Source organism: Dyella flagellata, from assembly GCF_030160275.1.
Lineage (GTDB): Bacteria > Pseudomonadota > Gammaproteobacteria > Xanthomonadales > Rhodanobacteraceae > Dyella_B > Dyella_B flagellata.
Genome location: NZ_BSOA01000003.1, coordinates 15,280 through 36,528, shown reverse-complemented (window position 1 = coordinate 36,528; position 21,249 = coordinate 15,280). Strand labels below are relative to the sequence as shown.

The following is a 21,249-nucleotide window of genomic DNA, read 5'->3' as shown; positions in this document are numbered from 1 at the left end:
ATGGACGTCGTAAGCATCGCCGGCACCATCCTCGCCTTCGTCGTGCTGATCGTCGGCGCGATCCTCAAGGGCACCGACGTTTCCGCGCTATGGAACCCGGCGGCCTTCGTGATCGTCTTCATCGGCACCATCTCGGCCTTGCTGCTGCATACGCAGGGCAAGGTACTCAAGCGCGCACTTGGCATGCTTAAGATGGTGTACAAGCCGCCGGTGTTGCATCCGTCCGACTTGATCAGCCGCGTGATCGGTTGGAGCGAAATTTCCCGTCGCCAGGGCCTGCTCGGCCTGGAGCCGCATATCGATGCGGAAGACGATCCGCTGGTCAAGAAAGGCTTGCAGCTGCTGGTCGACGGCAGCGAGCCCGAAGCCATCCGCACCGTACTGGAACTGGAAGTGGAAACGCGCGAGCAGGCGGACCTGCATGCCGCGAAAGTGTATGAGCAAGGCGGGATCTATTCGCCGACCATGGGCATCATCGGCGCGGTACTGGGGCTGATGGCGGTGATGCGCGATCTCACCGATCCGGCCAAGCTCGGCCATGGCATCGCGGCGGCGTTCGTCGCCACCATCTATGGCATCAGCCTGGCCAACCTGCTGTTGCTGCCGATTGGCGCGCGCTTGAAGGCATTGATCAACAAGCAAACGCAGGTACGCGAAATCCTGATCGAAGGGCTGATCTCGATCGCCGAGGGCGACAACCCGCGCCAGATCGAAAGCAAGCTGCAGGGCTACCTCGTATGAGGCGCCGGCACAAACACGAAGAGCACCCCAACCACGAAGCATGGGTGATCCCCTATGCGGATCTGTTGACGCTGCTGTTGGCGCTGTTCGTGGTGCTGTATGCGATGTCCAGCGTCAACACCACCAAGTATCGCGCGCTGGCGCAAGCGATCTCGGCGGCCTTCAACGGTTCGCGCGCGGTGATCCAGCCGCTGACACCGAACGCGCCGCAATCGAGCATCCCGGTGCCTACCAACAAGCCGGCGCCGATTCCGCGTACTCCGCTGGCGCAGGTGCTGCTGCCGGTGCTTACACAGCACATTGCCACACCGAATACGACGCCGGCTACGCCATCGGATCAGAACAAGACCAAACTCAGCGAAGAGCAGCAGAATCTGGAGCGCATCCGCAACCAGGTGGAGCGTGCGCTACAGCCGCTGATCGACAAGAACCTGGTGACGGTGCGCCGCACGCCGAACTGGCTGGAAATCGAGATACGCACGGACATCCTGTTTCCCAGCGGCGTAGCCACGCTGTCGCCTTCGGCCACGCAGGTCCTGACCAGCATCGGCGACATCCTCGCGCCGTTCGCCAATCCGCTGCGCGTGGAAGGTTATACCGACGACATGCCGATCAACACGGCCGTCTACCCTTCCAACTGGGAGCTTTCGGCCGCACGCGCGGCGAGCGTTGCGCGTTTGTTTGCCGAGCATGGCGTTGATCCGGAACGCTTGGGCATCGTCGGCTGGGGGCAATACCGACCCGCGGCGGACAACGACAGTGTGGATGGCCGCAACAGGAACCGTCGTGTGTTGGTGGTGGTGTTGAGCGACAAGGCCGCTCCGCGCCGTTTCTATACCAACAGCGCTCAGATCAACCAGACGGCCGATGCGACTGGCGACAACACGGAACAACAGGCCGTACCAGCTTCGCCGGCGCCGATCGTTGCCGCGCAACCAGCGGGCCCCCCTCAGACGCAGCCGCTCGTCGTAACGACGCCGTCGACGTTGCCAACACCGCCAGCCATCGCACCAGTGGCGTCGCTGATCACTACTGTTCCCGAGGCGTCGCAGCCGCATGCGAGTACGCCCGACAACAAGGGATGACGCATGAGCCTCGTGCCCCAGCTGGAAACCATCGCACGCGAACCCTGGCTGTCCTTCCAACTGGATGGGCAGCATTACGCGGTGCTGTTGAGCCGTGTCAGTGAAGTCATCCGCGATAGCACGCCCACGCCGGTGCCCGGTGCCGCGAGCGATCTGCTCGGCATCTGCCATCTGCGCGGCAACATCGTGCCGGTGCTGGACGGGCGTCGAAGGCTGGGCTTGAGCACGACCACAACGACCGATCCCAGCGCCACGCGCATCGTGGTGTGCATGCATGAAACGCATCGCGTGGGTTTGCGCGTGGATGCGGTGGGCGACCTGCTGCAGCCCAGGACCGAGGCGATCGAACCGCCGCCGATGCGGTCCGGGCGGGCGGATGATCCGGTGCAGGCGGTGATGGGCTGGCACGGCGGCTTCGTGGCTTTGCTGGATGTGCCGAAGTTGTGCCGGCTGGATAAGGGCATCAAGGACGCTGCCTGATGCACATTTCCAAAGCTGGGATTGTCATCCCAGCCTACGGTTTGCGCATAGCCTCATAGATGCTGGCAAGCACAGCCGCCGCCGCCGCATACAACAGCGGTGGTACGTCGCCGCTCATTCGCAAAGAGGCCAATAGCGCGGCGATTTGCGGATCGTGATGCACAGGCAGGCCAAGCGCATGCGCGTGGCGCAGCAGATTTTCCACGTCATGGGCAGGAACGCCGGTCGCTGCCTGGTTTCCTTCGGCTCCACCGGCCAGGCGAAGCACCACTTTGCGTTGGGGCGAAGGCAGGGTCGGCGTGCTCATACCGTTGCCTTCAGGAACACCGCACTCATGCCATTGCCGGCCTGCGGCAGGCCGAACTGGCAACTCAACTGATCCAGGAACAGGCCGCTGGCTTCCAGACGCTTGCGCAAATCATCGAACTGGTCTTCCAGCCGTTCCACTGTTTCGCGGTGCTGCGCCCACAGTCGCACCGACAGGCGCATCCCGCGCAGATGCAATTCGCCGACGATAGGGCCAAGCGCAGGCAGGTCCAGCGAAAAGCCCATGGTCCAGTCCTGTTCGGCTTCCGTCGCATGCTTCAGCGAAAGCTGCAGCACGTCGGCGCCTTCCGTGTCCTGCACCGGTATCTCCACGATCCAGTGATTAGGATTGGCTTGCAACTGCGCCACCTCCAGTCGTGCCAATGCTGCCTGCACGTCGGTATACAGACGCGGCAGCAGATCGGTGGCTTCGGAGGTGGCGGCCAGCTCCTGCGGCAAGGGCAAACGCCCTTGCGGCACCACGCCGCGATACAGCAGCGGCGGGTCCACCTCGGCGTCGTTGCTTTCGCCAAGTACGGGTTGGCCTTTCAGGATGGCAACCAGGCGTAACAGCGCGCCCTTCATGTCGTCGTGCGCCGTGGTGGCATCGCTGGCTGGCGCTTGCGCGAGCTGCGCTTCCAGAAACAGTCCGCTGCGCTGCACGGCCTGGCGCAATCCTTCGGCCGTAGCCAGCTCCCGTGGGGTGCTCATGCTGTGCTCCAGCAGTGCCAGCGCCGAACGCAGATAAGGTGGCAATTGCTTGGTGAGGGACCATTGCGAGAGCGCACCTACGGTGGCGAGCAGCGGCGCATAGCCGTTCTGCTGCGGCAATCGCTCGCGCAGCGCCTGATGCACACCGGTGTCGGGGTGGGTGTCGACACCAAGAATTTCCAGCTGCGGTTGCGCGCCCACACTGAGTACACGCACCTGGAATTGTGGCGGCAGCCTGGTGCCCGGCGCTTCGGCCGCAACAGCCAGCCCGCCGACCTGCAGCACCAGCAAGCCCTGCTCGTTGATGCCGAGCGGACGCGCGGACAGCACGTTGCCAATACGCCAGCCTTCCGAGCTGGCGCCTGCGGCGGCACCGAGCCAGGTCAGTGCGGCAACGCTGGTTGGCTGGATGATCACGCTTGGCTCCTTGGCCAGCGACGCGCGGGCGCGCGCGTTGTTCGCGAACCTTTGGTATGGGTATCGGCCCACCTCGCCGGAACTTTAGGGCTCCCACCGCTTTTTTTCCCGCGGGGCGCATAGGCTGGGATGACCATCCCAGCTGCTTTGCAGCATCCCGGCGCCCCAGCCTAGGCGTCCTAAAGCTGCCCAGCCTCCCGCCGATAAATCTCGCACAGACCAAGCCAGCGAGGTGACCACCATGGGCGGCAAAAGCAAGCACGACGCGCGGGTAAGTATCCCTGCCGATTGCCGTATCGCCGACGTCGGCGCGCTGCATACGCAATTGCGGGGCGCCCTGGAGTCGTCGCAGATCGTGCTGGATGGCAGCGCAGTGGATCGCGTCGACACTGCCGCGCTGCAGTTGCTGGTGGTGTTTCAGCGTGAGGCGAAGCAGCGCGAACGGCAGGTGCAATGGGCACAGGTCAGCGCGCCGCTGCACGATGCGGCGAGCCAGCTGGGTCTGACAGAAGCATTGGCATTGCCGGCCAAGAAGCCGGCCTGAACTCGAGGTGGAAGATGGCGAAGATTCTTGCGGTGGACGATTCGGCGTCGATGCGCGGCATGGTGGCATTCACGCTGCGCAGCGCCGGCTATGACGTGAGTGAAGCGGAGAACGGGCAAGTGGCGCTGGATACGGCGGCGTCCTCGAAGTTCGACCTGGTGCTGGCCGACGTCAATATGCCGGTTATGGATGGCATCAGCATGGTGCGCCAGCTGCGCACGCGTGCCGAATACAAGGGCGTACCGATCCTGATGCTGACCACCGAGTCCAACACGGACAAGAAGATGGAAGGCAAGGCGGCCGGTGCGACGGGCTGGCTGGTAAAGCCGTTCGATCCGGAGCAGTTGCTGGCGACGGTCAAACGTGTGCTCGGTTGAGCGCCACCGGTGACGGCACAGACATAAATGTCCTCGCCGTCATTTCCGCGTAAGCGGGAACGACGGCAGGGAGAGATCACGTATCTCCTGGATTTTTCCTATGAGCAGCATCAGCGTCACCCAATTCCACAAAGTCTTCTTCGAGGAAAGCCTGGAAGGGCTCGATGCGATGGAAGCGGCGCTGCTGGCGCTGGACGAAGGCGGCGATGCGGAGCTGGTGCACAGCATTTTCCGCGCGGCGCACTCGATCAAGGGCGGTTCGGCCACCTTCGGTTTTCCGGACATGGCTGCGCTTACGCACGAGGCCGAGTCGTTGCTCGACCAGGTGCGCGACGGGCGCCGTGCGATCGACAAGTCGATCATCGAGCTGATGCTGCGCACAGTGGACTGCCTGCGCGGCATGTTCGACCGCGCGCAGGGCGGGCAACCGCTGGCCGACGCGGACAGCGAAAGCCTCAAGCGGCAGCTTGCCGCGGCGGTCGGCAATAACGTGCCGGCAGCTGCGAGCAAGGCTGCGGCAAAGCCGGCCGCCGGTAGCGGCTGGATCATTCAATTCCGTCCCCACGCCGGCATGTTGGCCGGCGGCAACGACCCGTTGCGTCTATTGCGTGAACTGGCTGCGCTCGGTCAGCTGGTCGTCGAGGCACAGTTGGATCGTGTGCCCACGCTGGACGCGCTCGATCCCTCCGAATGCCACCTGGCTTGGCGCATCGAACTGACCGGCGCGGTTAGCCAGGATGCGATCAAGTCGGTGTTCGAATGGGTCGAGGACGAATGCGATCTGAGCATCGAGCCGCTCGTTGCCGCCGCGCCACCGCCCGCACCAGCAGTCGAGGCTGTTGTCGCAGCGCCGGCCGCCGGTGCGGGCGGATCGGCAGGGGCTGCACGCGGTCCGGCGGGCAGCAGCAATGATGCCGGCTCGGTGCGCGTAGCGATCGACAAGATCGACGGCCTGATCGACCTGGTCGGCGAACTGGTGATTACACAGGCGATGCTCGATCAGTTCCGCGAGGATTTCGACCCCTCGCGTCTGGCGATGTTGCAGCACGGCCTGGCGCAGCTGGCCCGCCACACGCGCGCGTTGCAGGAAAGCGTGATGGGCATCCGCATGCTGCCGATCGGCTCGGTCTTCAACCGTTTCCCCAGGCTGGTGCGCGACCTGAGCCAGAAGCTGGGCAAGCAGGTAAAGCTGGACCTGGTCGGCGAACACACCGAACTGGACAAGACGGTGCTGGAAAAAATCGGCGATCCGCTGGTGCACCTGGTGCGCAATGCGATCGACCACGGCCTGGAAACGCCCGAGAAGCGCCGCGCTGCCGGCAAGCCCGAGATGGGCACCCTGCGCCTGGAGGCCTTCCACCGCGGTGGCTCGATCGTGGTGGAAATTTCCGATGACGGCGCCGGCCTGAATCGCGAGGCGATCATCGCCAAAGCCTTGCAGAAGGGCTTGATCAAGAGCGGCGAGGGGCTGAGCGAGGAAGAAGTCGGCGAGCTGATCTTCCAGCCGGGCTTTTCCACTGCGGCGGTCACCACGGATCTTTCCGGGCGCGGCGTAGGCATGGACGTGGTCCGCCGCAACGTGGTGGATCTGGGCGGCAACGTGGCCATCAGGAGCCGCCCGGGGCAGGGCACCAGCTTCACCATTACCCTGCCGCTGACGCTGGCGATCATCGACGGTCTGCGCGCCGCGGTGGGCGGCGAGTGCTACATCGTGCCACTGGTGTCGATCGTGGAATCGGTACAGCTGGGCGCCGATGCGGTGCGCAGCGTGACCGGCGGCGGCGAATTGTTCCGCTTCCGCGGCGAATACCTGCCGATCGTGCGCCTGCACCAGCAGTTCGGTTGTGCCAACGCACGCCAGCTCGTCGAAGAGGGTCTGGTGATCGTGGTCGAGGCGGACGGCACGCAAATCGGCCTGTTCGTCGACGAACTGGTCGGCCAGCAGCAGGCGGTGGTCAAATCGTTGGAAGCCAATTACCGGCGCGTGGACGGCATTTCCGGCGCCACCATCCTGGCCGATGGCTCGGTGGCCTTGATCATCGACGTGGCCGGGTTGATTCGCCTGCAGTCGCGCCGCAAGGCAGCTTGAGCCGAAAACCATCTCGCAGGCTGGGATGACAATCCCAGCTTGGTCGTGCGCGTAGGGATCGCGATGCCGGGATTGTCGTCCCAGCCTGCAAATTCGGCTCGTCGCCCGCTTCTCCCACCTCAAGTTTCCCTAAAAACCGCCGATTTCTCCTACGAACGGGAGCAGCACCCGGAGGCTCCCGACCATGAGGCGAAACATGTCCGATCAAGCGCAATATCTCACCGTGAACCTCGCGCATGAGGAGTACGGCGTCGACATCCTGGCCGTGCGCGAAATCCGCGGCTGGACTCCCGTGACGCGCATTCCGCAGTCGCCGCACTATGTGCTGGGCGTGTTGAACCTGCGCGGCGCGATCGTCCCGGTGATCGATCTGCGCCTGCGCTTCGGCCTCAGCCGCGAGGAATACAACGCCACCACCGTCACCGTGATCATCACCGTGGCCGGCCGCCAGTTCGGCGTGGTGGTGGATGCCGTATCGGATGTGCTCGACGTGGCAAGCGATGCGATTCGCCCGGTGCCGGACATGGGCACCACCGTGGATACCGAATATCTGAAAGGACTGACCTCAGTCGGCGACCGCATGGTGTTGCTGCTGGACGCCGACAAACTGCTGCAACCGCAGGATGCACAGATGCTCGAAGCCGCCCTCGACGCGGCTGGTCAAGTGAAAGCCGTAGCCTGAAGGACAACCTCCATGAAATTGCGTTTCCCGACATTCAAGTTCCTATCCTCCAGCGTGCGGGCGCGGCTGGTCACGCTGGTCGGCCTGCTCGGCCTCATGCTGCTGGCCGGTGCGGCCCTCGGGCTGTATTCGATGTCGCAGCAGAACGCTGGCACCCAGCGCATCTACGAAACCGGCATGGTGCCCAGCCAGTACCTGGACCAGGTACGCAGCGACTCGCTCAAGTCGTTCCTCACGCTCAGCGAAGCGGCCGCGCTGGTCGGCAAGGCCGACCAAGTGAAACAGAAGATGGCGGAGTTCGATCGCTATCAGGTCGAAATGAACGACTACAAGGAAAAATTCGGCAAGCTGCCGATGACGCCTGCCGTGACGGCAGCCAACAAGGAATGGCATTCCAGCGACAAGGATTACACCCAGGCCAAGCAGGATGTGCTCGACGCCATCAAGCAGGCCGATACCGGCGCTACTGACCTGGTGGAGATGGAACTGCGTCCGCTGCTGATGCAACGACAGGACGCGCTGGCCAAGCTGGTGAAGGTACAGAGCGAGGAGGCTGGCCAGATCTACGCCGACCAGGTGAAGAGCTATCAGCGCGTGCGCTTGATCACCTTGGTCGCGCTGATTGCCGGCTTGTTGTTCTCGGCGCTGCGCTCCGCCCTGCTGATCCGTTCGATCTCGCATGCGTTGAACTATGCGATGAAAGTCGCCAATGAAATCGCTGCCGGCAAGCTCGGCCATAACGTCGAAGTGAAGGGCAAGGACGAGCTGGCGCAACTGCTCGCCGCGCTCAGCACGATGGACCAGCGCCTGGTCGAGATCGTCGGCGAAGTGCGCAATGGTTCCGACGCGGTCAGCACGGCGGCACAGCAGATCGCTCGCGGTAACGACGACCTCAGCCAGCGCACGCAGGAACAGGCTTCCAGCCTGGAAGAAACTGCTTCGTCGATGGAGGAGATGACTTCCACCGTGAAGCAGAACGCCGAAAACGCCAGCCACGCCAACCAGCTCGCCCGCGGTGCGCGTGAACAGGCCGAGCGCGGCGGCGAAGTGGTGGCGCAGGCGGTGACGGCGATGCGCGAGATCAATACCTCCAGCCGCAAGATTTCCGACATCGTCAGCTTGATCGACGAGATCGCCTTCCAGACCAACCTGCTTGCCTTGAACGCGGCGGTGGAAGCGGCACGCGCCGGCGAACAGGGCCGCGGCTTCGCGGTGGTGGCGACTGAGGTACGCAACCTCGCCCAGCGCAGCGCCGGTGCGGCGAAGGAAATCAAGCTGCTGATCAACGACAGCGCCGACAAGGTGCGCGCGGGTTCCGAGCTGGTGGATCAATCCGGCAAGGCGCTGGCGGACATCGTCGACAGCGTGAAAAAGGTGACCGACATCGTGGCCGAGATCGCCGCTGCGAGCCAGGAGCAATCGGCCGGTATCGACCAGGTGAACCACGCCGTGTCGCAGATGGACGAGATGACGCAGCAAAACGCCGCGCTGGTGGAAGAAGCTTCCGCCGCCGCGCGCGCGATGCACGAACAGGCCGGCGAGTTGTCGCGGCAGGTGGGCTTCTTCCGCCTCGGCGAGGAAGCGGCCACTGCGCCGCAGGCCAAGCCGAAGGCGGCGGAAATCCTGGCCGAAACCGAAGCGGTGTTTGCGGCCGTACGTCAGTCCGCTCCGGCGGCTGCGCCGCAGCGCCGCAGCGTGCCGGCTACGGCCGACGCCGACGTGTGGAAGGAATTCTGAGGCCTTGTCGCCGGCAATGCAGTGAATTCAAAACCTGGTTGCCAGCCGGCTGTTTAAGGGGTGCCGGCTGGTGTGGGAGTGGTACTGGCGCAGAAGGAGATCGTGCACCACCCATTGCGAGCGACATTCGTCGCTGTAGAACTCCAAGAGGTAGTCATCGTGATGCTGGGTAACTGGACCATTTCCATCAAGTCGCTGTTCGCCGCCGCGCGCGGCCAGGCTTTGGTACAGGCGCTGCAACCCGTGTTCTGCGCCGCAAGCGAGCGGATGGAGTTCTAAGCCATGGCTACGACCGCCGTCTCCGATTTCAATGCAGCCGTGTCGAGCTCGGGTGGACCCTCGCTCGGCGATGCCGAATTCCAGTTCCTGCGCGATTTCGTGTACCGGCATTGCGGTATCGCGCTCAGCGAACAAAAGCGTCAGCTGGTGCAAGGCCGCTTGTTGCGTCGCCTGCGCGCCCTGGGCTTGAAGGACTTCGGCGGCTATTGCCAGCTGCTGCGCCAGGACCCGGATGCAGAGCTGGGCGAGCTGGCCAGCGCGATCAGCACCAACGTCACCTCGTTCTTTCGCGAGATGCATCACTACGATCTGCTGGTGGACGAACTTCTACCGCGCTGGCTGGACGAGAAGAAGAATGGCGGCCGGGTGCGCATCTGGTCCGCCGGCTGCGCGACCGGCGAAGAGCCTTATGCGCTGGCGATGGTGCTGGCCGAAGCACTGGAACGCACCGGCAGCAAGGTCGATGCGCGCATCCTCGCCACCGATCTATCGCCGCAGGCGCTGGAGCACGCGCGTGCCGGCATGTACGCGCTGGATCGCATGGGCGGCATCAGCGATGAGCGCCGTCGCCGCTGGTTCTTGCGCGGTGAGGGTCGCTATGAAGGTTATGCGTGCGTGCATCCGCGCTTGCGCGAACTGGTCACGATCCAGCCGCTCAACCTGCTGCACGACTGGCCGATGCGCGGGCCGTTCGAGGCCATTTTCTGCCGCAACGTGGTGATCTATTTCGACAAGCCGACCAAGCAGCGCCTGTTCGGACGCTATGCCGGTCTACTGGAGGCGGGTGGTTATCTGTTCCTGGGCCATTCCGAATCGATGCATGGCTTGAGCGACGAGTTCGACCTGGTCGGCCGTACCGTCTATCGGAGGCGTGCCGTATGACCGCTCCCATCCGAGGCGTTGCCGTTGCGCCCAGCATCAGCGAGCCCGTCCTGCCCGGTTTCGAGCACATGCGCCGATTCTGGGATCCCACGCATAACTGCATGACGGTGAAAGTACTGCCGGGCGAGTATTACGTGAGCGCGCAGGAGGAAATGGTGTCCACCGTGCTGGGCTCATGCGTTTCCGCCTGCATCCGTGACGCCGAGCGGCGCATCGGCGGCATGAATCATTTCATGCTGCCGGAGCCGATGAACGGCGAGCGCAACGACTGGTCATCGGCGATTGGCCGCGCGGCGCGCTATGGCACCGACGCGATGGAGCAGCTCATCAACGCCCTGCTGAAAGCCGGTGGCCGGCGCGAATCGTTGACGGTGAAGATTTTCGGCGGGGGGCGCGTGCTGGCGCAGATGACCGATGTGGGCCAGCGCAATGTCGCGTTCGTGAAGCGCTATCTGGAAACCGAAGGCTTGCCGATCGTGGCGGCGGACGTGGGCGACATCTATCCGCGCCAGCTGCAGTTTTTCCCGGCCAGCGGAAGGGTGCGCGTGAGGCAGTTGCGCAGCCAGCGCGATGCCGAGCTGGCGGCCAACGAACAGCGCTACCTCAAGCGTTTGGCGAACGATCCGATAAAGGGAGAGGTGGAGCTGTTCTGAAGCTCCCCTTGCGTTGAAGCACTGAGCGAGAAAGCGGTAATGGAAAAAGTCCGTGTCCTGGTCGTCGATGATTCCGCACTGGTGCGCAAGCTCCTGTCGGCCATGCTCGATTCCGATCCCGGTATCGAGGTGGTCGGCGCGGCCGCCGACCCGCTGATCGCGCGCGACAAGATCAAGCAGCTCAATCCGGACGTGCTCACGCTGGACGTGGAAATGCCGCGCATGGACGGGCTGACCTTTCTTGAAAACCTGATGCGGCTGCGGCCGATGCCGGTGGTGATGGTGTCGTCGCTGACCGAGCGCGGAGCGGAGGTGACTTTGCGTGCGCTGGAGATCGGCGCGGTGGATTTCTTCACCAAGCCGTCCAGCGACCTGGCCAATTGCTTTGCCGAGAGCGCGCAGGAAATCTGCACTAAAGTGAAACTGGCTGCGCGCACGCGTCCGCGTGCCTACACACAAGTGCAGAAGATCGCCGTGCCACCGCGCCTTTCTGCCGACGCTGTATTGCCACGCTCGCAATCGCCAGGCACGCGTGGCGGCACCCGCATCATCGCGGTAGGTGCCTCCACGGGCGGCACCGAAGCCATTCGCGTGCTGCTGGAAGCGATGCCGCCGGATGCGCCGCCGATGGTGATCACGCAGCACATTCCCGCGGCCTTCAGTGGCCCGTTTGCGGCGCGCATGAACAACTGCTCGGCCATGCGCGTGTGTGAAGCGCGCGATGGCCAGCCAATCCAGCCGGGGCATGCGTACATCGCGCCTGGCGGAGAACACCTGCTGGTGATGTGGGACGGCGCCAAGCATGTCTGCCGCTTGCATGACGGCCCGCAAGTAAATCGCCACAAACCCAGCGTGGACGTACTGTTCCGCTCCACCGCCGCCAGCATTGGCGCAGCCGCAATCGGCGTACTGCTTACCGGCATGGGCGACGACGGCGCGCGGGGCTTGCTGGAAATGCGCGAAAGCGGCGCCCCCACCCTGGTGCAGGACGAAGCCAGCTCGGTGGTGTGGGGCATGCCGGGTGCCGCCTGGAAACTCGGCGCAGCCGGCGAAAAGCTTCCGCTCGAAGACATCGCCGCACGCTTGCTGGTGCTGGCGCAACAACCCATTGCTAGCGCACGACGCGCGGCATCCTGACGTATCGGAATCGCTTATGTCCGCCATCCTTTCCGCCTCCGCTCCCCGCCCCCTCGTCGGCATCGGCGCAAGCCTTGCCGCCTTGCTGCTGTGCCTGATCTGGAATCCGGCATGGATGGCGCCCGTATTGGTCACCGCCGTCTGCGCGGTGTGGATCTTCGAATGCCGGCGCCTTAGTGCTACCCCGGTGGTCGTGGAAGCCGCGCCTGAACAGGATCATTCGCCGGTACGCGAGGCGCTGGAGGATATACGCGGTGCGCTGGTCGACGAACTCGGCCACGCCGCGCGTGAATTGCACCAGGCACTGGACTTGCTGCGTGACGCAGTGTCCGAGCTGGGCGGCGGCTTCGACGGCCTGTCGCAGAAGACCGGCATGCAGCAGTCGCTGCTGAAGCAGATCATCGACGTGCAGAATGGCGGTGTGTCGGTGCAGGATTTCGCTTCGCGTACCGGCGACCTGCTGGAACATTTCGTCGGCCTGATCGTGCAGCTGTCGCGCGAAAGCCTGCGCATCGTCTATCGCATCGACGGTATGTCCAAGGAAATGGATGCGGTGTTCGCCCTGCTGAAGAACGTAAACACCATTGCCGAGGAAACCAACCTGCTGGCGCTCAACGCGGCCATCGAAGCCGCGCGAGCCGGCGAAGCGGGCCGCGGCTTCGCGGTGGTGGCCGGTGAGATTCGCAATCTTGCCAGCCATTCCAACCAGTTCAACGAGCAGATCGGCAGCCACGTCGAGCGCGCGCGCATCGCGATGGAGCAGGTGCGCGACCTGGTCGGCGAGCTGGCTTCGCAGGATTTGAACGTGGCGCTGTCGGCCAAGGGCGGCATCGACGCGATGATGGCCCACGTGACCGAGAGCGACGCGCGCGCCACGGCCGTAGCTGACCAGGTGGTCGAGATCAATCGCGGCCTCGGCAACGATGTTTCCACCACCATCCGCTCGCTGCAGTTCGAAGATATTCTCAGCCAGTTGCTCAATCAGACGCGCACGCGCCTGGTGGAATTGCAAGGCGTGGCCGCCGAAACCACGCGTGACATTGAATCGCTGGCCTGCGAGGAATTCGATGTGCAAGTGCTGCGCCAGCATTCCGAGCGTGTGCGCGAGCGTCTGGCCTTGCAGCGTGAAAAAGCCCGCATCCGTTCGCGTGGCCCGGCGCTGCAGAACAGCATGGACGCCGGCGAAATCGAACTGTTTTGAGGATAAGCCATGCATCTCAATGTTCAACATGACAGCGAACAGGATTGCCTGACCTTGCAATTCAGCAACCGCTTCGACTTCAGCGTGCACCGCAGTTTCCACGAAGCCTGCCTGGGCGAACACAAGCCCTCACGCAGCTATGTGATCGACCTGGGCGAAGTGGAAAGCATGGACAGCTCCGCGCTGGGCATGCTGCTGCTGCTGCGCGAGCACGCCGGTGGCGATCGTGCTGAGATCCGTATCGTCAATGCCAGCACCGCGCTGCGTGGTACGTTACGCGTAGCCGGGTTCGACAAGCTGTTTACCCTGCATTGAGAAGCGTAGGCTGGGATGATAATCCCAGCTCTCCGCTTAGCTGGGATTATCATCCCAGCCTACGCGCTCACCGCCCAAGGGAGCCGCTTTCGATCGGCTTCGACTAATAAGCGCTTGCTACGTCTTCGGCGAACAAGGTGTTGCGTAGTTCTGCGCCGCAGTCCAAATTCCACCGCACAAAAAAAGGCCGGCGATGTGGGCTAGCACCGCCGGCAGGTTCACACGCATTGGGTTTGGGTGAAGCGTTTTACCAGGCCTTTACGTCGACCACGCTGAGCGAATAGCTCTGCATGTCAGTCTGGTAGTGCAGCAGGCGGCCCATGTCGAAATCCACCGATTGACCAGGGCTGATATTGGTGGTGCCGGCGGGCCAGCCCACCTTGGAGACGAGCACGTTGCCGGAACCGTCCTTGGCGTCGAGGCGAACTTGCGCGGCGGCGGGTGCGGCGCAATTGTTGACCAGCTTGCCCTTCACGCTCAGGCGGGTGGCGATACCGCTGCCGACCGCCGCGACTTTGACGTCCTGGATCGCGAAATCGGTAGCTGCGCAGGCGGCATGGGCGGCGATGGGAGCGACCAGCAGCAAGGTCGCAGCGAGTACGGTTCTCATGTGTCACTCCTCAGGACTCGGTTCGCCAGGAACAGCACGGCTTGAAACAACTATCGGCCTGGGGACGACGAAACTTTAGCGATGCTGCAGGGTTTGCATGCGCTGGCCACGAGCGTGGTTTCATTCGCAAAAAGAGGCCGACGGCGCAGGCCGTCGGCCGATTCACAAGCTTGAGTAAATGCCAGGTGTCTTACCAGGCTTTTACGTCGACCACGCTGAGCGAGTAGTTCTGCATGTCCGACTGGTAATGCATCAGGCGGCCCAGGTCGAATTCCACCGACTGGCCGGGGCTGACGTTGGTGGTGCCGGCGGGCCAGCCTACCTTGGAGGCGAGCACGTTGCCGGAGCCGTCCTTCGCGTCCAGGCGAACCTGGGCGGCAGCGGCTGAAGCGCAATTGTTCACCAGCTTGCCCTTGACGCTAAGACGGGTGGCAACACCACTGCCGACCGCGGCGACCTTGACGTCCTGGATGGCGAAATCGCTGGCTGCGCAGGTGGCATGGGCGGCGATGGGGGCGACCAGCAACAGGGTCGCGGCGAGTACGATTTTCATGGATGAGTCCTTAGGGGGAAAGGCGTGGGCTTGAAGAGCCACCGAAAACCGGTATCGGCCTCATCGGGAGAAACTTTAGGTACGCCCGACGATCCCGGAATACCCAGTCAGATCCACAAAAAACCCCCGGCAAGCCGGGGGTTTTTCTTTCATCGTTACGTGCCGCGCTCGATTAGAAGCGGTATTCCACCGAAGCGGAATAGGCCGCTACGCTCACGCCTGCTCCTGACTTACTGTTCAGGTGGTAGTTGTCGTAGTTCACGCCGACACTGAAGTTGCGGGTCAGGTCGTAGCCCACGCCCAGGCCGGCGTACCAACCGTCGTCATAGTCGGTGCTCTTGGCGCTGTTGGTGCTGAGGTCGCCTGCGCCGAAGTTGGTTACGGCAGTGAAATTGCTCTTCGACTGGGAACGCAGGTAGCCCGCATGCGCGGTGGCGTACCAGTTGTTGTACACGTTGTACTTGCCGTTCACGCCGGCGGTCAGGACGCGGGTCTTGACTGAGCCCGTCAGGTCAACCGGGTTGCCCAGACCGTTTTGCATAGTAGCGTCGTACTTCGGGCGGCCCAGGTAGGCATAGCCGATTTCCGGACCGACGATGCCGTTCCAGCGCCAGCCAAAGCGTACGTTCTGGAACACGCTATGGTTGTGGGTCAGGTAGCTGTCGCGGTACTGGGTCTGGCCGAGTTGGCCGGCGACGAAGAAATTGTCTTGCCAGTTGGGATTGATGTTGGCGCCAAAAGTGCTGGTGGCGGCAGCATCAGTCTGAGCAGCCTGGCTCAGTACGGGGGACAGCGCGAAAGCGGCCATGGCGGCCGAGAGAACTAGCTTGTTCATGGGGGACTCCTTCTCTTTTTTATAGGGCTTCACCGCGATGGGGAGAACGAGGTGAAGGGCCGTGCGGGGGAACACGGCGGTAACAATCCTGTAACGTTCGGGCTGAACCAAACTTTGCCGAATGGTTCTTGCGGAGTCTGCGGTTCAGGTTTTGTTACTGCGCCGCAGCATTTTCCTACAGGCTTCGAATCCAAGATGGCGCTGGGTTTGCGCGTGACCTCTGGCAGGGGAGCCGAGCGTATGCGCATGGCTAGGATCGTGGCTTACGCCGCCTTCACGTTGCTGTTGGCGGCCTAGCCGCACCAGGAGACTCCTTTGAAACGCACCCCGCTTGCAGCCGCCCTTTTCGCCATCGCGCTGGGAGGTACCACTGTCGTTGCTTTTGCCGACGATGTGCCCGCCCCGCAGAACGTTCCCTACAGCGCCGGCGCGCTGAAGATCAACGTGGATGCCACCGACCTCGCCCACCGCGTGTTCCGGGTGCAAGAAACCATCCCGGTCGCGGCGGCCGGCCGGCTGACGCTGCTGTATCCCCAATGGATACCGGGCAACCATTCGCCCACCGGCCCAATCGACAAGTTCGCCGGCCTCACGGTGAAGGCCAATGGCAAGGTGCTGCCGTGGACGCGTGACGAATACAACGTGTATGCCTTCAATGTCGACGTACCGCAGGGCGCCAGCGAAGTCGAAGTGGATTTCCAGTTCCTCTCGCCGCAGGACACCCGCCAGGGTCGCGTGGTGATGACGCCGGAAATGCTCAACCTGCAGTGGAACACGGTTTCGGTTTACCCGGCCGGCTACTACGCGCGTCAGATCCAGGCCGAGCCCAGCGTAAAGCTGCCGGCCGGCTGGCAGTTCGGCTCCGCGCTGGAAGTGGCCTCGCAGGATGGCGGCAGCGTGCACTTCAAGCCGATCGATTACGACGACCTGGTCGACTCGCCGATCTATGCCGGCAAGTATTTCAAGCGCCTGGACCTCGACCCCGGCGCAAGCACGCCGGTGCATCTGAACATCGTGGCGGATGATCCGAAGTACCTGGAAGTCACGCCGGACCAGCTGAAGATCCACCGCCAGCTCGTGCAGCAGATGTACAAGCTGTATGGCGCGCATCACTACGACCACTACGACTTCCTGCTTTCGCTCAGCGACAAGATGAGCGGCAACGGCCTGGAACATCACCGCTCCAGCGAAAACGGCACCCCGCCCGCCTACTTCACCGAGTGGGGCAAGGGTTGGGCGATGCGCGACCTGCTCTCGCACGAGTTCAATCACTCATGGGACGGCAAATATCGCCGCGGCGCAGACCTGGCCACGCCGAACTTCAATGTGACGATGGGCGATTCGCTGCTGTGGGTGTACGAAGGCCAGACGCAGTTCTGGGGCCAGGTTGTCGCCGCGCGCTCGGGCCTGTGGAGCGACAAGCAGTACCTGGAGATGATCGCCGCTGTCGCCTCCGTCTATGACAAGGGGCGCCCGGGCCTGGCCAGCTGGCGCAATGTGCAGGACACCACCAACGATCCGACCATCGCGTTGCGCCGCCCGTTGCCGTATCGCAACTACCAGGGCAGCGAGGATTACTACTCCGCCGGCGAGATGATCTGGCTGGACGTGGACGGCAAGCTGCGCGAACTGACCGGCGGCAAGAAGACCATCGATGATTTCGCCAAGGTATTCTTCGGTGTGAATCCGGGGGCGTGGGATGTCGATCCGTATACCTTTGATGACGTTGTGAAAACCCTCAACGGCATCTCACCGTACGACTGGGCGAGCTATTTGCGTACGCGCCTGGACGGACACGGCCCGCTGACCGGCGGCCTGGCTTCGCATGGCTGGAAGCTGGTCTACAACGACAAGCCGTCCGATGCGGTCAAGGCGATGGAAATGTTCCGCCATATGACCGACCTGAGTTACTCCCTGGGCGTTTCGATCGGCAAGGAAGGCGCCATCAACGACGTGCTATGGGATGGCCCCGCTTTCAACGCGGGCCTCTCGCCGGGCATGACGATCGTTGCCGTGAATGGCCGCAGCTACGATTCGGATGCGATCAAGGATGCCGTCACGGCCGCCGCCAAGGACAGCAGCCAGCCGATCGAACTGCTGGTGAAGAATTTCGATGAGTACAAGACTGTGCGCATCGATTACCACGGCGGCCTGAAGTACCCGCACCTGGAGCGTGATAGCAGCAAGCCGGATACCTTGAGCCAGCTGATCAAGGCGAAGTGAGCTTGCTTTCAGCCCTCTCCCCGCGGGGGAGAGGGCTGGGGTGAGGGTCTGCCCTGGTGAGAAGCGCCATCATGGGCATCCCCATCCACCTCCGCTATACTTCCCCTCCGCTTGGCGCTCATCCTCCTTTGGATCCTTCGCGCCAGCGCTTATCACGCGCCCGTAGCTCAGCCGGATAGAGTAGTGGCTTCCGAAGCCATTGGTCGGGGGTTCGAATCCCTCCGGGCGCGCCAATTGCGAGCAAAACCGCGACGCCGGTCGCGTGATCGGCCGCCTGGCCTCGCTCCGCGGGTCCATTGGCGCCGGCCAGGCTCACTTGCCGGCATCGATCCGGCTTTGCGGTCCTGTTACGGTCCAGGGCAAAGCGTGCGTTAGATTCTGAAGAAAGGCGGTTACTCGCTGCGCAGACCCGCACACCAACGGTGTAGTCTTGCGCCAAGGCACTGTGCGTGCCTTAGCAATAACCTGTTGGCGAGCAGTCAATCATTTCCATGGCTGGGGCCAGGGCCAATCAGGCCTGGCATGGCGTCGGCATCAACGCCGCTCAAACCAGATGCTACCGCCATCGAAATATCTTCCATCCGCATAGGCCAGCGCGGAACGTACCTGTTCGGGGAAGCGCCAATACGCATAACTGGACGAGAAGATCACCTCGAACGCATTCGAGTACATCAGAAGTGCACGCAACACGTACTGTTCGTTCCAGCTCCTGTTTTGATCAATAACCCATTCCTTGGGGTAATCATGGGGGAAGAAGACGTCGTGCACGTGAATGCGTACCCCTGGTTTCAATCTAGGCAGCACATCGAAATACAAATAGTTGACGTCGCTCCCTGTCTTGGCGACGTGCGACGAATCGATGAAAAGTATGTCGCCAGCTTCAAGTCTAAGGAATTCGGCCATAGGTACGTCCTGCACCTTTTGCTCAATAAGACGCGTCAGTCCATCGAATCCATGGTGCAGGAATGGACGCGGATAGGGCTCGATGCAAGTCAAGTCGAGATCCCCATCGAGAAACCGCCGTTTGACGTCGGCGGCAAGCAGAGTGGAGAACCCGCTGCCGACTTCGAGTATTCGCGCGGGTCGCCAGGCTCTCAACAATACGAAAAACAAGCGCGAGTCCAGCCAGCTGAATTGGGAGTTCTGTGTGAAGAACGAACTCAGTGTTTCCGATTCCTGCAAATGCTCCGGATAATCATATTGCGGATAAAAACGCGGAAATTCGCGAGCCAGTATCGATTGGTGGCTTGCGTCGTTGAAATCAATGCCAAGAATCGCGGGGTGTACCGGCCATATCTGATCGGTGCGTGCGGAAATCTCCGAAGGATCAACCACGGGGGAGTAGAAATGGCCGTTGGGGTGCGAGGTGAGAATCCGCTTGCGTGCCGCATTTTCCTGATTGTCTTGAGCCCGACGCCTAAAGAAACGAGAAAGTTTGTCAAGATGACTCATGGGCTGATGGCGGCTGAAAGGGGTTGGATTGAGTGTCGATGGTCGGCACTCTGTTGCAGACAAGTGTAATGGGTCTTGAATCAGAACGAGTGTGCGCCATCTTTTTGCGGTGTCTCAAAATAACACGCGGTTCCGTACCATCAGCGCCAGCATGGACGTCGATGTGGGCGATCTCATGGACATGCCCTTCGTCATCTACCCGAATGGACAAGCTGCCGTTCACTGGACCAAGGTCAATGAAGTTTCGGTCACGCCGCGTCGTCCCTTGCTGGCCGACGGATATCGGGGCCAAGGTGATGCGTGACTGGCCTGGTGCAAGTCACTGCGTTATGTTGAGCGGTAGTCTTTGCCAGGGATAGGCGTAAAAAGACGCCTTTGGCAACTCGGCCAAGGCCGAGTCCTTCGCGGCCGATTTGCCCGTAGATCGCACAAACCAAGACAGGGAATGACCATGGATTGCATAGTTCGCGTGTTTCGAGCCGCTTTGCTGGGTATTTCACTCCTGGGCGTGGCTTTCCAGGCCACGGCATCGGAACCGTCACCGTTTGCATCTGCAGCCGATCAAATCCTGTTCCGCTCCACGCGGCAGGATGGGCCGGGTATCTCCGCACTGGTTTCCAAGGACGGCAAGGTGATCTACCGTGCCTCGCGCGGAATGGCCAGTCTGGAGCTTCATGTAGCAAGCTCGGACGATGACGTCTACCGCATAGGGTCGATCACCAAAACCGTCACGGCAGCGACGATCTTGTTGCTGGGCCAGCAAGGAAAGTTGTCACTGGCCGACCCCTTGTCCCGATTTCTGCCGGACTTTCCTCATGCCTCCGACATCACCATTGCCGAACTGCTGAGCCACACAGCAGGCATAAGCGATAACTGGAATGTCGATCCAGGCTTGAGCTTGGACACCAAGGCGCTGGTCGGCCTGATCGCCAAACAACCGTTGGATTTCAAGCCAGGAGGCGATTGGCGTTACAGCAATTCGGGATACATGCTGCTGGGCGCCGTCATCGAAAAAGTGACAGGTCGCCGCTGGGATCAGGTCGAACATGACCTGGTGCTCACCCCCTTTGGCATGGCCCATACCGGCTATTACTCCGACGATGCGGTCGTGAACCATCTAGTGCAAGGCTATAGTGCCGACACCCGTGGCGCTGTGACCAGGCCGCCCTTTGTGTCCATCGATGGCCCCATGACTGCCGGGGCGCTCGCTGCAACCAGCGATGACATACGCCACCTGGTCGAAGGCCTCAACAACAGCCAGACGTTTCCATCCTCACTGCTCAAGCAAATGACGACGCCGGCCAGACTTTCGGACGGGAGCACCGTTCCCTATGGTTACGGCGTAATGCTGGACCGGGTACGCGGTGAACAAGTCTTTGAGCATAACGGTGGCATCGAGGGTTTCGCATCGCAATACGTATACGTGCCCGAAGAAAAAGTCACGGTGGTGGTCCTCGCCAACTCGGATGCCGGAAAGCCCAATGCACGCAGCGTCGCGCATCAGCTGGCCGCGCTGGCCATCGGTAAGCCTTACCGGCGCTTCGACGACGTAACCCTGTCAAAGGGCGAGGTAAGCGCTCTGCTGGGAAGCTATGAAATCCAGGGCGAATCCCGGCATGTCATAAGCTGGGACAGTGGGCAGCTTTACATTCAGCGGGCACCCGGACCCAAACGTCCATTGACGCCGGCTCGCAGCGAGCTTCTTTATTATGCCGGTGACGGTACCGATTATTTTCATGTCGTGAAGTCGACAAACGGGGAGGTCACCGCGCTGGAATTCTATCCGGATGGCATGGACCCGCCACGAGTGGAAAAGCACCTGGGCACTCGATAGCCGGCAGGCGGGTCATTAGCGCGTAGGCTGGGATGCTAATCCCAGCTTTCCACACGGCGTCCCGATGCTGGGATTGTCATCCCAGCCTACGCGCTGCCTCGAATTG

The 21,249-nt window shown here is 62.3% G+C and carries 23 protein-coding genes and 1 tRNA gene; 18 read left to right on the top strand and 6 right to left on the bottom strand.

Annotated elements, in window-relative coordinates:
- From QQJ96_RS01610 to QQJ96_RS01600, 3 genes are read left to right on the top strand one after another with little or no spacing between them, the layout of a single operon-like run.
- Window positions 1-741: a flagellar motor protein gene (locus QQJ96_RS01610; protein WP_284330163.1), complete on the top strand. Its 741-nt coding sequence runs from the start codon at window positions 1-3 to the stop codon at window positions 739-741.
- Window positions 738-1,826, top strand: a complete 1,089-nt coding sequence (motD, locus tag QQJ96_RS01605) for a flagellar motor protein MotD (protein WP_284330162.1) — start codon at window positions 738-740, stop codon at window positions 1,824-1,826. Before QQJ96_RS01610 ends, motD begins: the two co-directional genes overlap by 4 nt.
- Window positions 1,827-1,829: 3 nt before the next feature.
- Window positions 1,830-2,306, top strand: a complete 477-nt coding sequence (locus QQJ96_RS01600) for a chemotaxis protein CheW (protein WP_284330161.1) — start codon at window positions 1,830-1,832, stop codon at window positions 2,304-2,306.
- A 34-nt stretch (window positions 2,307-2,340) separates the two neighbouring features.
- On the opposite strand, the gene QQJ96_RS01595 is transcribed toward QQJ96_RS01600, so the two are convergent.
- Both QQJ96_RS01595 and fliK read right to left on the bottom strand, forming a co-directional pair.
- Window positions 2,341-2,613 (bottom strand): flagellar biosynthesis protein, encoded by a 273-nt coding sequence (locus tag QQJ96_RS01595; RefSeq protein WP_284330160.1) that lies wholly within the window; start codon window positions 2,611-2,613, stop codon window positions 2,341-2,343.
- On the bottom strand, window positions 2,610-3,740 hold the full coding sequence (gene fliK, locus QQJ96_RS01590; RefSeq protein WP_284330159.1) for a flagellar hook-length control protein FliK: 1,131 nt from the start codon (window positions 3,738-3,740) through the stop codon (window positions 2,610-2,612). The genes QQJ96_RS01595 and fliK overlap by 4 nt, the downstream gene beginning before the upstream one ends.
- 241 nt (window positions 3,741-3,981) lie before the next feature.
- Here fliK and QQJ96_RS01585 point away from each other — a divergent pair, with 241 nt between their 5' ends.
- The 11 genes from QQJ96_RS01585 to QQJ96_RS01535 all read left to right on the top strand — a co-directional run bounded on the left by QQJ96_RS01585 (window position 3,982) and on the right by QQJ96_RS01535 (window position 13,636).
- Window positions 3,982-4,284, top strand: coding sequence for an STAS domain-containing protein (locus QQJ96_RS01585; RefSeq protein ID WP_284330158.1), 303 nt, complete (start codon window positions 3,982-3,984; stop codon window positions 4,282-4,284).
- Between the two features lie 14 nt (window positions 4,285-4,298).
- Window positions 4,299-4,661 (top strand): response regulator, encoded by a 363-nt coding sequence (locus tag QQJ96_RS01580; protein ID WP_284330157.1) that lies wholly within the window; start codon window positions 4,299-4,301, stop codon window positions 4,659-4,661.
- A gap of 100 nt (window positions 4,662-4,761) precedes the next feature.
- Complete coding sequence (locus QQJ96_RS01575; RefSeq protein ID WP_284330156.1) at window positions 4,762-6,750, top strand: chemotaxis protein CheA; 1,989 nt, start codon at window positions 4,762-4,764, stop codon at window positions 6,748-6,750.
- 196 nt (window positions 6,751-6,946) lie between these two features.
- Window positions 6,947-7,432 carry a chemotaxis protein CheW gene (locus QQJ96_RS01570; protein WP_196240369.1) on the top strand — a complete coding sequence of 162 codons (486 nt, stop codon included), beginning with the start codon at window positions 6,947-6,949 and terminating at the stop codon, window positions 7,430-7,432.
- A 12-nt stretch (window positions 7,433-7,444) separates the two neighbouring features.
- Complete coding sequence (locus tag QQJ96_RS01565; RefSeq protein ID WP_284330155.1) at window positions 7,445-9,169, top strand: methyl-accepting chemotaxis protein; 1,725 nt, start codon at window positions 7,445-7,447, stop codon at window positions 9,167-9,169.
- A gap of 72 nt (window positions 9,170-9,241) precedes the next feature.
- A complete protein-coding gene (locus QQJ96_RS01560) occupies window positions 9,242-9,448 on the top strand; it encodes a hypothetical protein (RefSeq protein ID WP_284330154.1) in 207 nt (68 codons plus the stop codon).
- Window positions 9,449-9,451: 3 nt separating this feature from the next.
- Window positions 9,452-10,330 (top strand): CheR family methyltransferase, encoded by an 879-nt coding sequence (locus QQJ96_RS01555; RefSeq protein ID WP_284330153.1) that lies wholly within the window; start codon window positions 9,452-9,454, stop codon window positions 10,328-10,330.
- Entirely contained in the window at window positions 10,327-10,983 is a 657-nt protein-coding gene (cheD, locus tag QQJ96_RS01550; RefSeq protein WP_284330152.1) for a chemoreceptor glutamine deamidase CheD, read from the top strand. Before QQJ96_RS01555 ends, cheD begins: the two co-directional genes overlap by 4 nt.
- 39 nt (window positions 10,984-11,022) lie before the next feature.
- The gene (locus tag QQJ96_RS01545; protein WP_284330151.1) at window positions 11,023-12,120 is read left to right on the top strand and encodes a protein-glutamate methylesterase/protein-glutamine glutaminase; all 1,098 of its coding nucleotides are present in this window, start codon (window positions 11,023-11,025) and stop codon (window positions 12,118-12,120) included.
- Between the two features lie 16 nt (window positions 12,121-12,136).
- Window positions 12,137-13,321: a methyl-accepting chemotaxis protein gene (locus QQJ96_RS01540; RefSeq protein ID WP_284330149.1), complete on the top strand. Its 1,185-nt coding sequence runs from the start codon at window positions 12,137-12,139 to the stop codon at window positions 13,319-13,321.
- A 9-nt stretch (window positions 13,322-13,330) separates the two neighbouring features.
- Window positions 13,331-13,636: an STAS domain-containing protein gene (locus QQJ96_RS01535; protein ID WP_284330148.1), complete on the top strand. Its 306-nt coding sequence runs from the start codon at window positions 13,331-13,333 to the stop codon at window positions 13,634-13,636.
- Between the two features lie 247 nt (window positions 13,637-13,883).
- Here the strand turns inward: QQJ96_RS01535 and QQJ96_RS01530 are convergent, their stop codons facing one another.
- The 3 genes from QQJ96_RS01530 to QQJ96_RS01520 form a co-directional block, all read right to left on the bottom strand.
- Window positions 13,884-14,246, bottom strand: coding sequence for a hypothetical protein (locus QQJ96_RS01530; protein ID WP_284330146.1), 363 nt, complete (start codon window positions 14,244-14,246; stop codon window positions 13,884-13,886).
- 190 nt (window positions 14,247-14,436) lie between these two features.
- Window positions 14,437-14,799, bottom strand: coding sequence for a hypothetical protein (locus QQJ96_RS01525; RefSeq protein ID WP_284330144.1), 363 nt, complete (start codon window positions 14,797-14,799; stop codon window positions 14,437-14,439).
- Window positions 14,800-14,971: 172 nt separating this feature from the next.
- Entirely contained in the window at window positions 14,972-15,634 is a 663-nt protein-coding gene (locus QQJ96_RS01520; protein ID WP_284330143.1) for an outer membrane protein, read from the bottom strand.
- A 315-nt stretch (window positions 15,635-15,949) separates the two neighbouring features.
- Between QQJ96_RS01520 and QQJ96_RS01515 the strand changes: the two genes are divergently transcribed.
- Window positions 15,950-17,857, top strand: coding sequence for a M61 family metallopeptidase (locus QQJ96_RS01515; protein WP_404649387.1), 1,908 nt, complete (start codon window positions 15,950-15,952; stop codon window positions 17,855-17,857).
- 156 nt (window positions 17,858-18,013) lie between these two features.
- Window positions 18,014-18,090 (top strand) — tRNA-Arg (locus tag QQJ96_RS01510).
- Between the two features lie 301 nt (window positions 18,091-18,391).
- Here the strand turns inward: QQJ96_RS01510 and QQJ96_RS01505 are convergent.
- The gene (locus QQJ96_RS01505) at window positions 18,392-19,309 is read right to left on the bottom strand and encodes a class I SAM-dependent methyltransferase (protein WP_284330142.1); all 918 of its coding nucleotides are present in this window, start codon (window positions 19,307-19,309) and stop codon (window positions 18,392-18,394) included.
- A 151-nt stretch (window positions 19,310-19,460) separates the two neighbouring features.
- Here QQJ96_RS01505 and QQJ96_RS01500 point away from each other — a divergent pair, with 151 nt between their 5' ends.
- Window positions 19,461-19,613 carry a hypothetical protein gene (locus QQJ96_RS01500; RefSeq protein ID WP_284330140.1) on the top strand — a complete coding sequence of 51 codons (153 nt, stop codon included), beginning with the start codon at window positions 19,461-19,463 and terminating at the stop codon, window positions 19,611-19,613.
- A gap of 147 nt (window positions 19,614-19,760) precedes the next feature.
- A complete protein-coding gene (locus QQJ96_RS01495; RefSeq protein WP_284330139.1) occupies window positions 19,761-21,143 on the top strand; it encodes a serine hydrolase domain-containing protein in 1,383 nt (460 codons plus the stop codon).
- Window positions 21,144-21,249: the final 106 nt, after the last annotated feature.

Coding starts and splice junctions, on each gene's coding strand:
- QQJ96_RS01610 (WP_284330163.1), top strand. CDS start 1: ATGGACGTCGTAAGCATCGCCGGCACCATCCTCGCCTTCGTCGTGCTG.
- motD (WP_284330162.1), top strand. CDS start 738: ATGAGGCGCCGGCACAAACACGAAGAGCACCCCAACCACGAAGCATGG.
- QQJ96_RS01600 (WP_284330161.1), top strand. CDS start 1,830: ATGAGCCTCGTGCCCCAGCTGGAAACCATCGCACGCGAACCCTGGCTG.
- QQJ96_RS01595 (WP_284330160.1), bottom strand. CDS start 2,613: ATGAGCACGCCGACCCTGCCTTCGCCCCAACGCAAAGTGGTGCTTCGC.
- QQJ96_RS01585 (WP_284330158.1), top strand. CDS start 3,982: ATGGGCGGCAAAAGCAAGCACGACGCGCGGGTAAGTATCCCTGCCGAT.
- QQJ96_RS01580 (WP_284330157.1), top strand. CDS start 4,299: ATGGCGAAGATTCTTGCGGTGGACGATTCGGCGTCGATGCGCGGCATG.
- QQJ96_RS01575 (WP_284330156.1), top strand. CDS start 4,762: ATGAGCAGCATCAGCGTCACCCAATTCCACAAAGTCTTCTTCGAGGAA.
- QQJ96_RS01570 (WP_196240369.1), top strand. CDS start 6,947: ATGTCCGATCAAGCGCAATATCTCACCGTGAACCTCGCGCATGAGGAG.
- QQJ96_RS01565 (WP_284330155.1), top strand. CDS start 7,445: ATGAAATTGCGTTTCCCGACATTCAAGTTCCTATCCTCCAGCGTGCGG.
- QQJ96_RS01555 (WP_284330153.1), top strand. CDS start 9,452: ATGGCTACGACCGCCGTCTCCGATTTCAATGCAGCCGTGTCGAGCTCG.
- cheD (WP_284330152.1), top strand. CDS start 10,327: ATGACCGCTCCCATCCGAGGCGTTGCCGTTGCGCCCAGCATCAGCGAG.
- QQJ96_RS01545 (WP_284330151.1), top strand. CDS start 11,023: ATGGAAAAAGTCCGTGTCCTGGTCGTCGATGATTCCGCACTGGTGCGC.
- QQJ96_RS01540 (WP_284330149.1), top strand. CDS start 12,137: ATGTCCGCCATCCTTTCCGCCTCCGCTCCCCGCCCCCTCGTCGGCATC.
- QQJ96_RS01535 (WP_284330148.1), top strand. CDS start 13,331: ATGCATCTCAATGTTCAACATGACAGCGAACAGGATTGCCTGACCTTG.
- QQJ96_RS01530 (WP_284330146.1), bottom strand. CDS start 14,246: ATGAGAACCGTACTCGCTGCGACCTTGCTGCTGGTCGCTCCCATCGCC.
- QQJ96_RS01525 (WP_284330144.1), bottom strand. CDS start 14,799: ATGAAAATCGTACTCGCCGCGACCCTGTTGCTGGTCGCCCCCATCGCC.
- QQJ96_RS01520 (WP_284330143.1), bottom strand. CDS start 15,634: ATGAACAAGCTAGTTCTCTCGGCCGCCATGGCCGCTTTCGCGCTGTCC.
- QQJ96_RS01505 (WP_284330142.1), bottom strand. CDS start 19,309: ATGAGTCATCTTGACAAACTTTCTCGTTTCTTTAGGCGTCGGGCTCAA.
- QQJ96_RS01500 (WP_284330140.1), top strand. CDS start 19,461: ATGGACGTCGATGTGGGCGATCTCATGGACATGCCCTTCGTCATCTAC.
- QQJ96_RS01495 (WP_284330139.1), top strand. CDS start 19,761: ATGGATTGCATAGTTCGCGTGTTTCGAGCCGCTTTGCTGGGTATTTCA.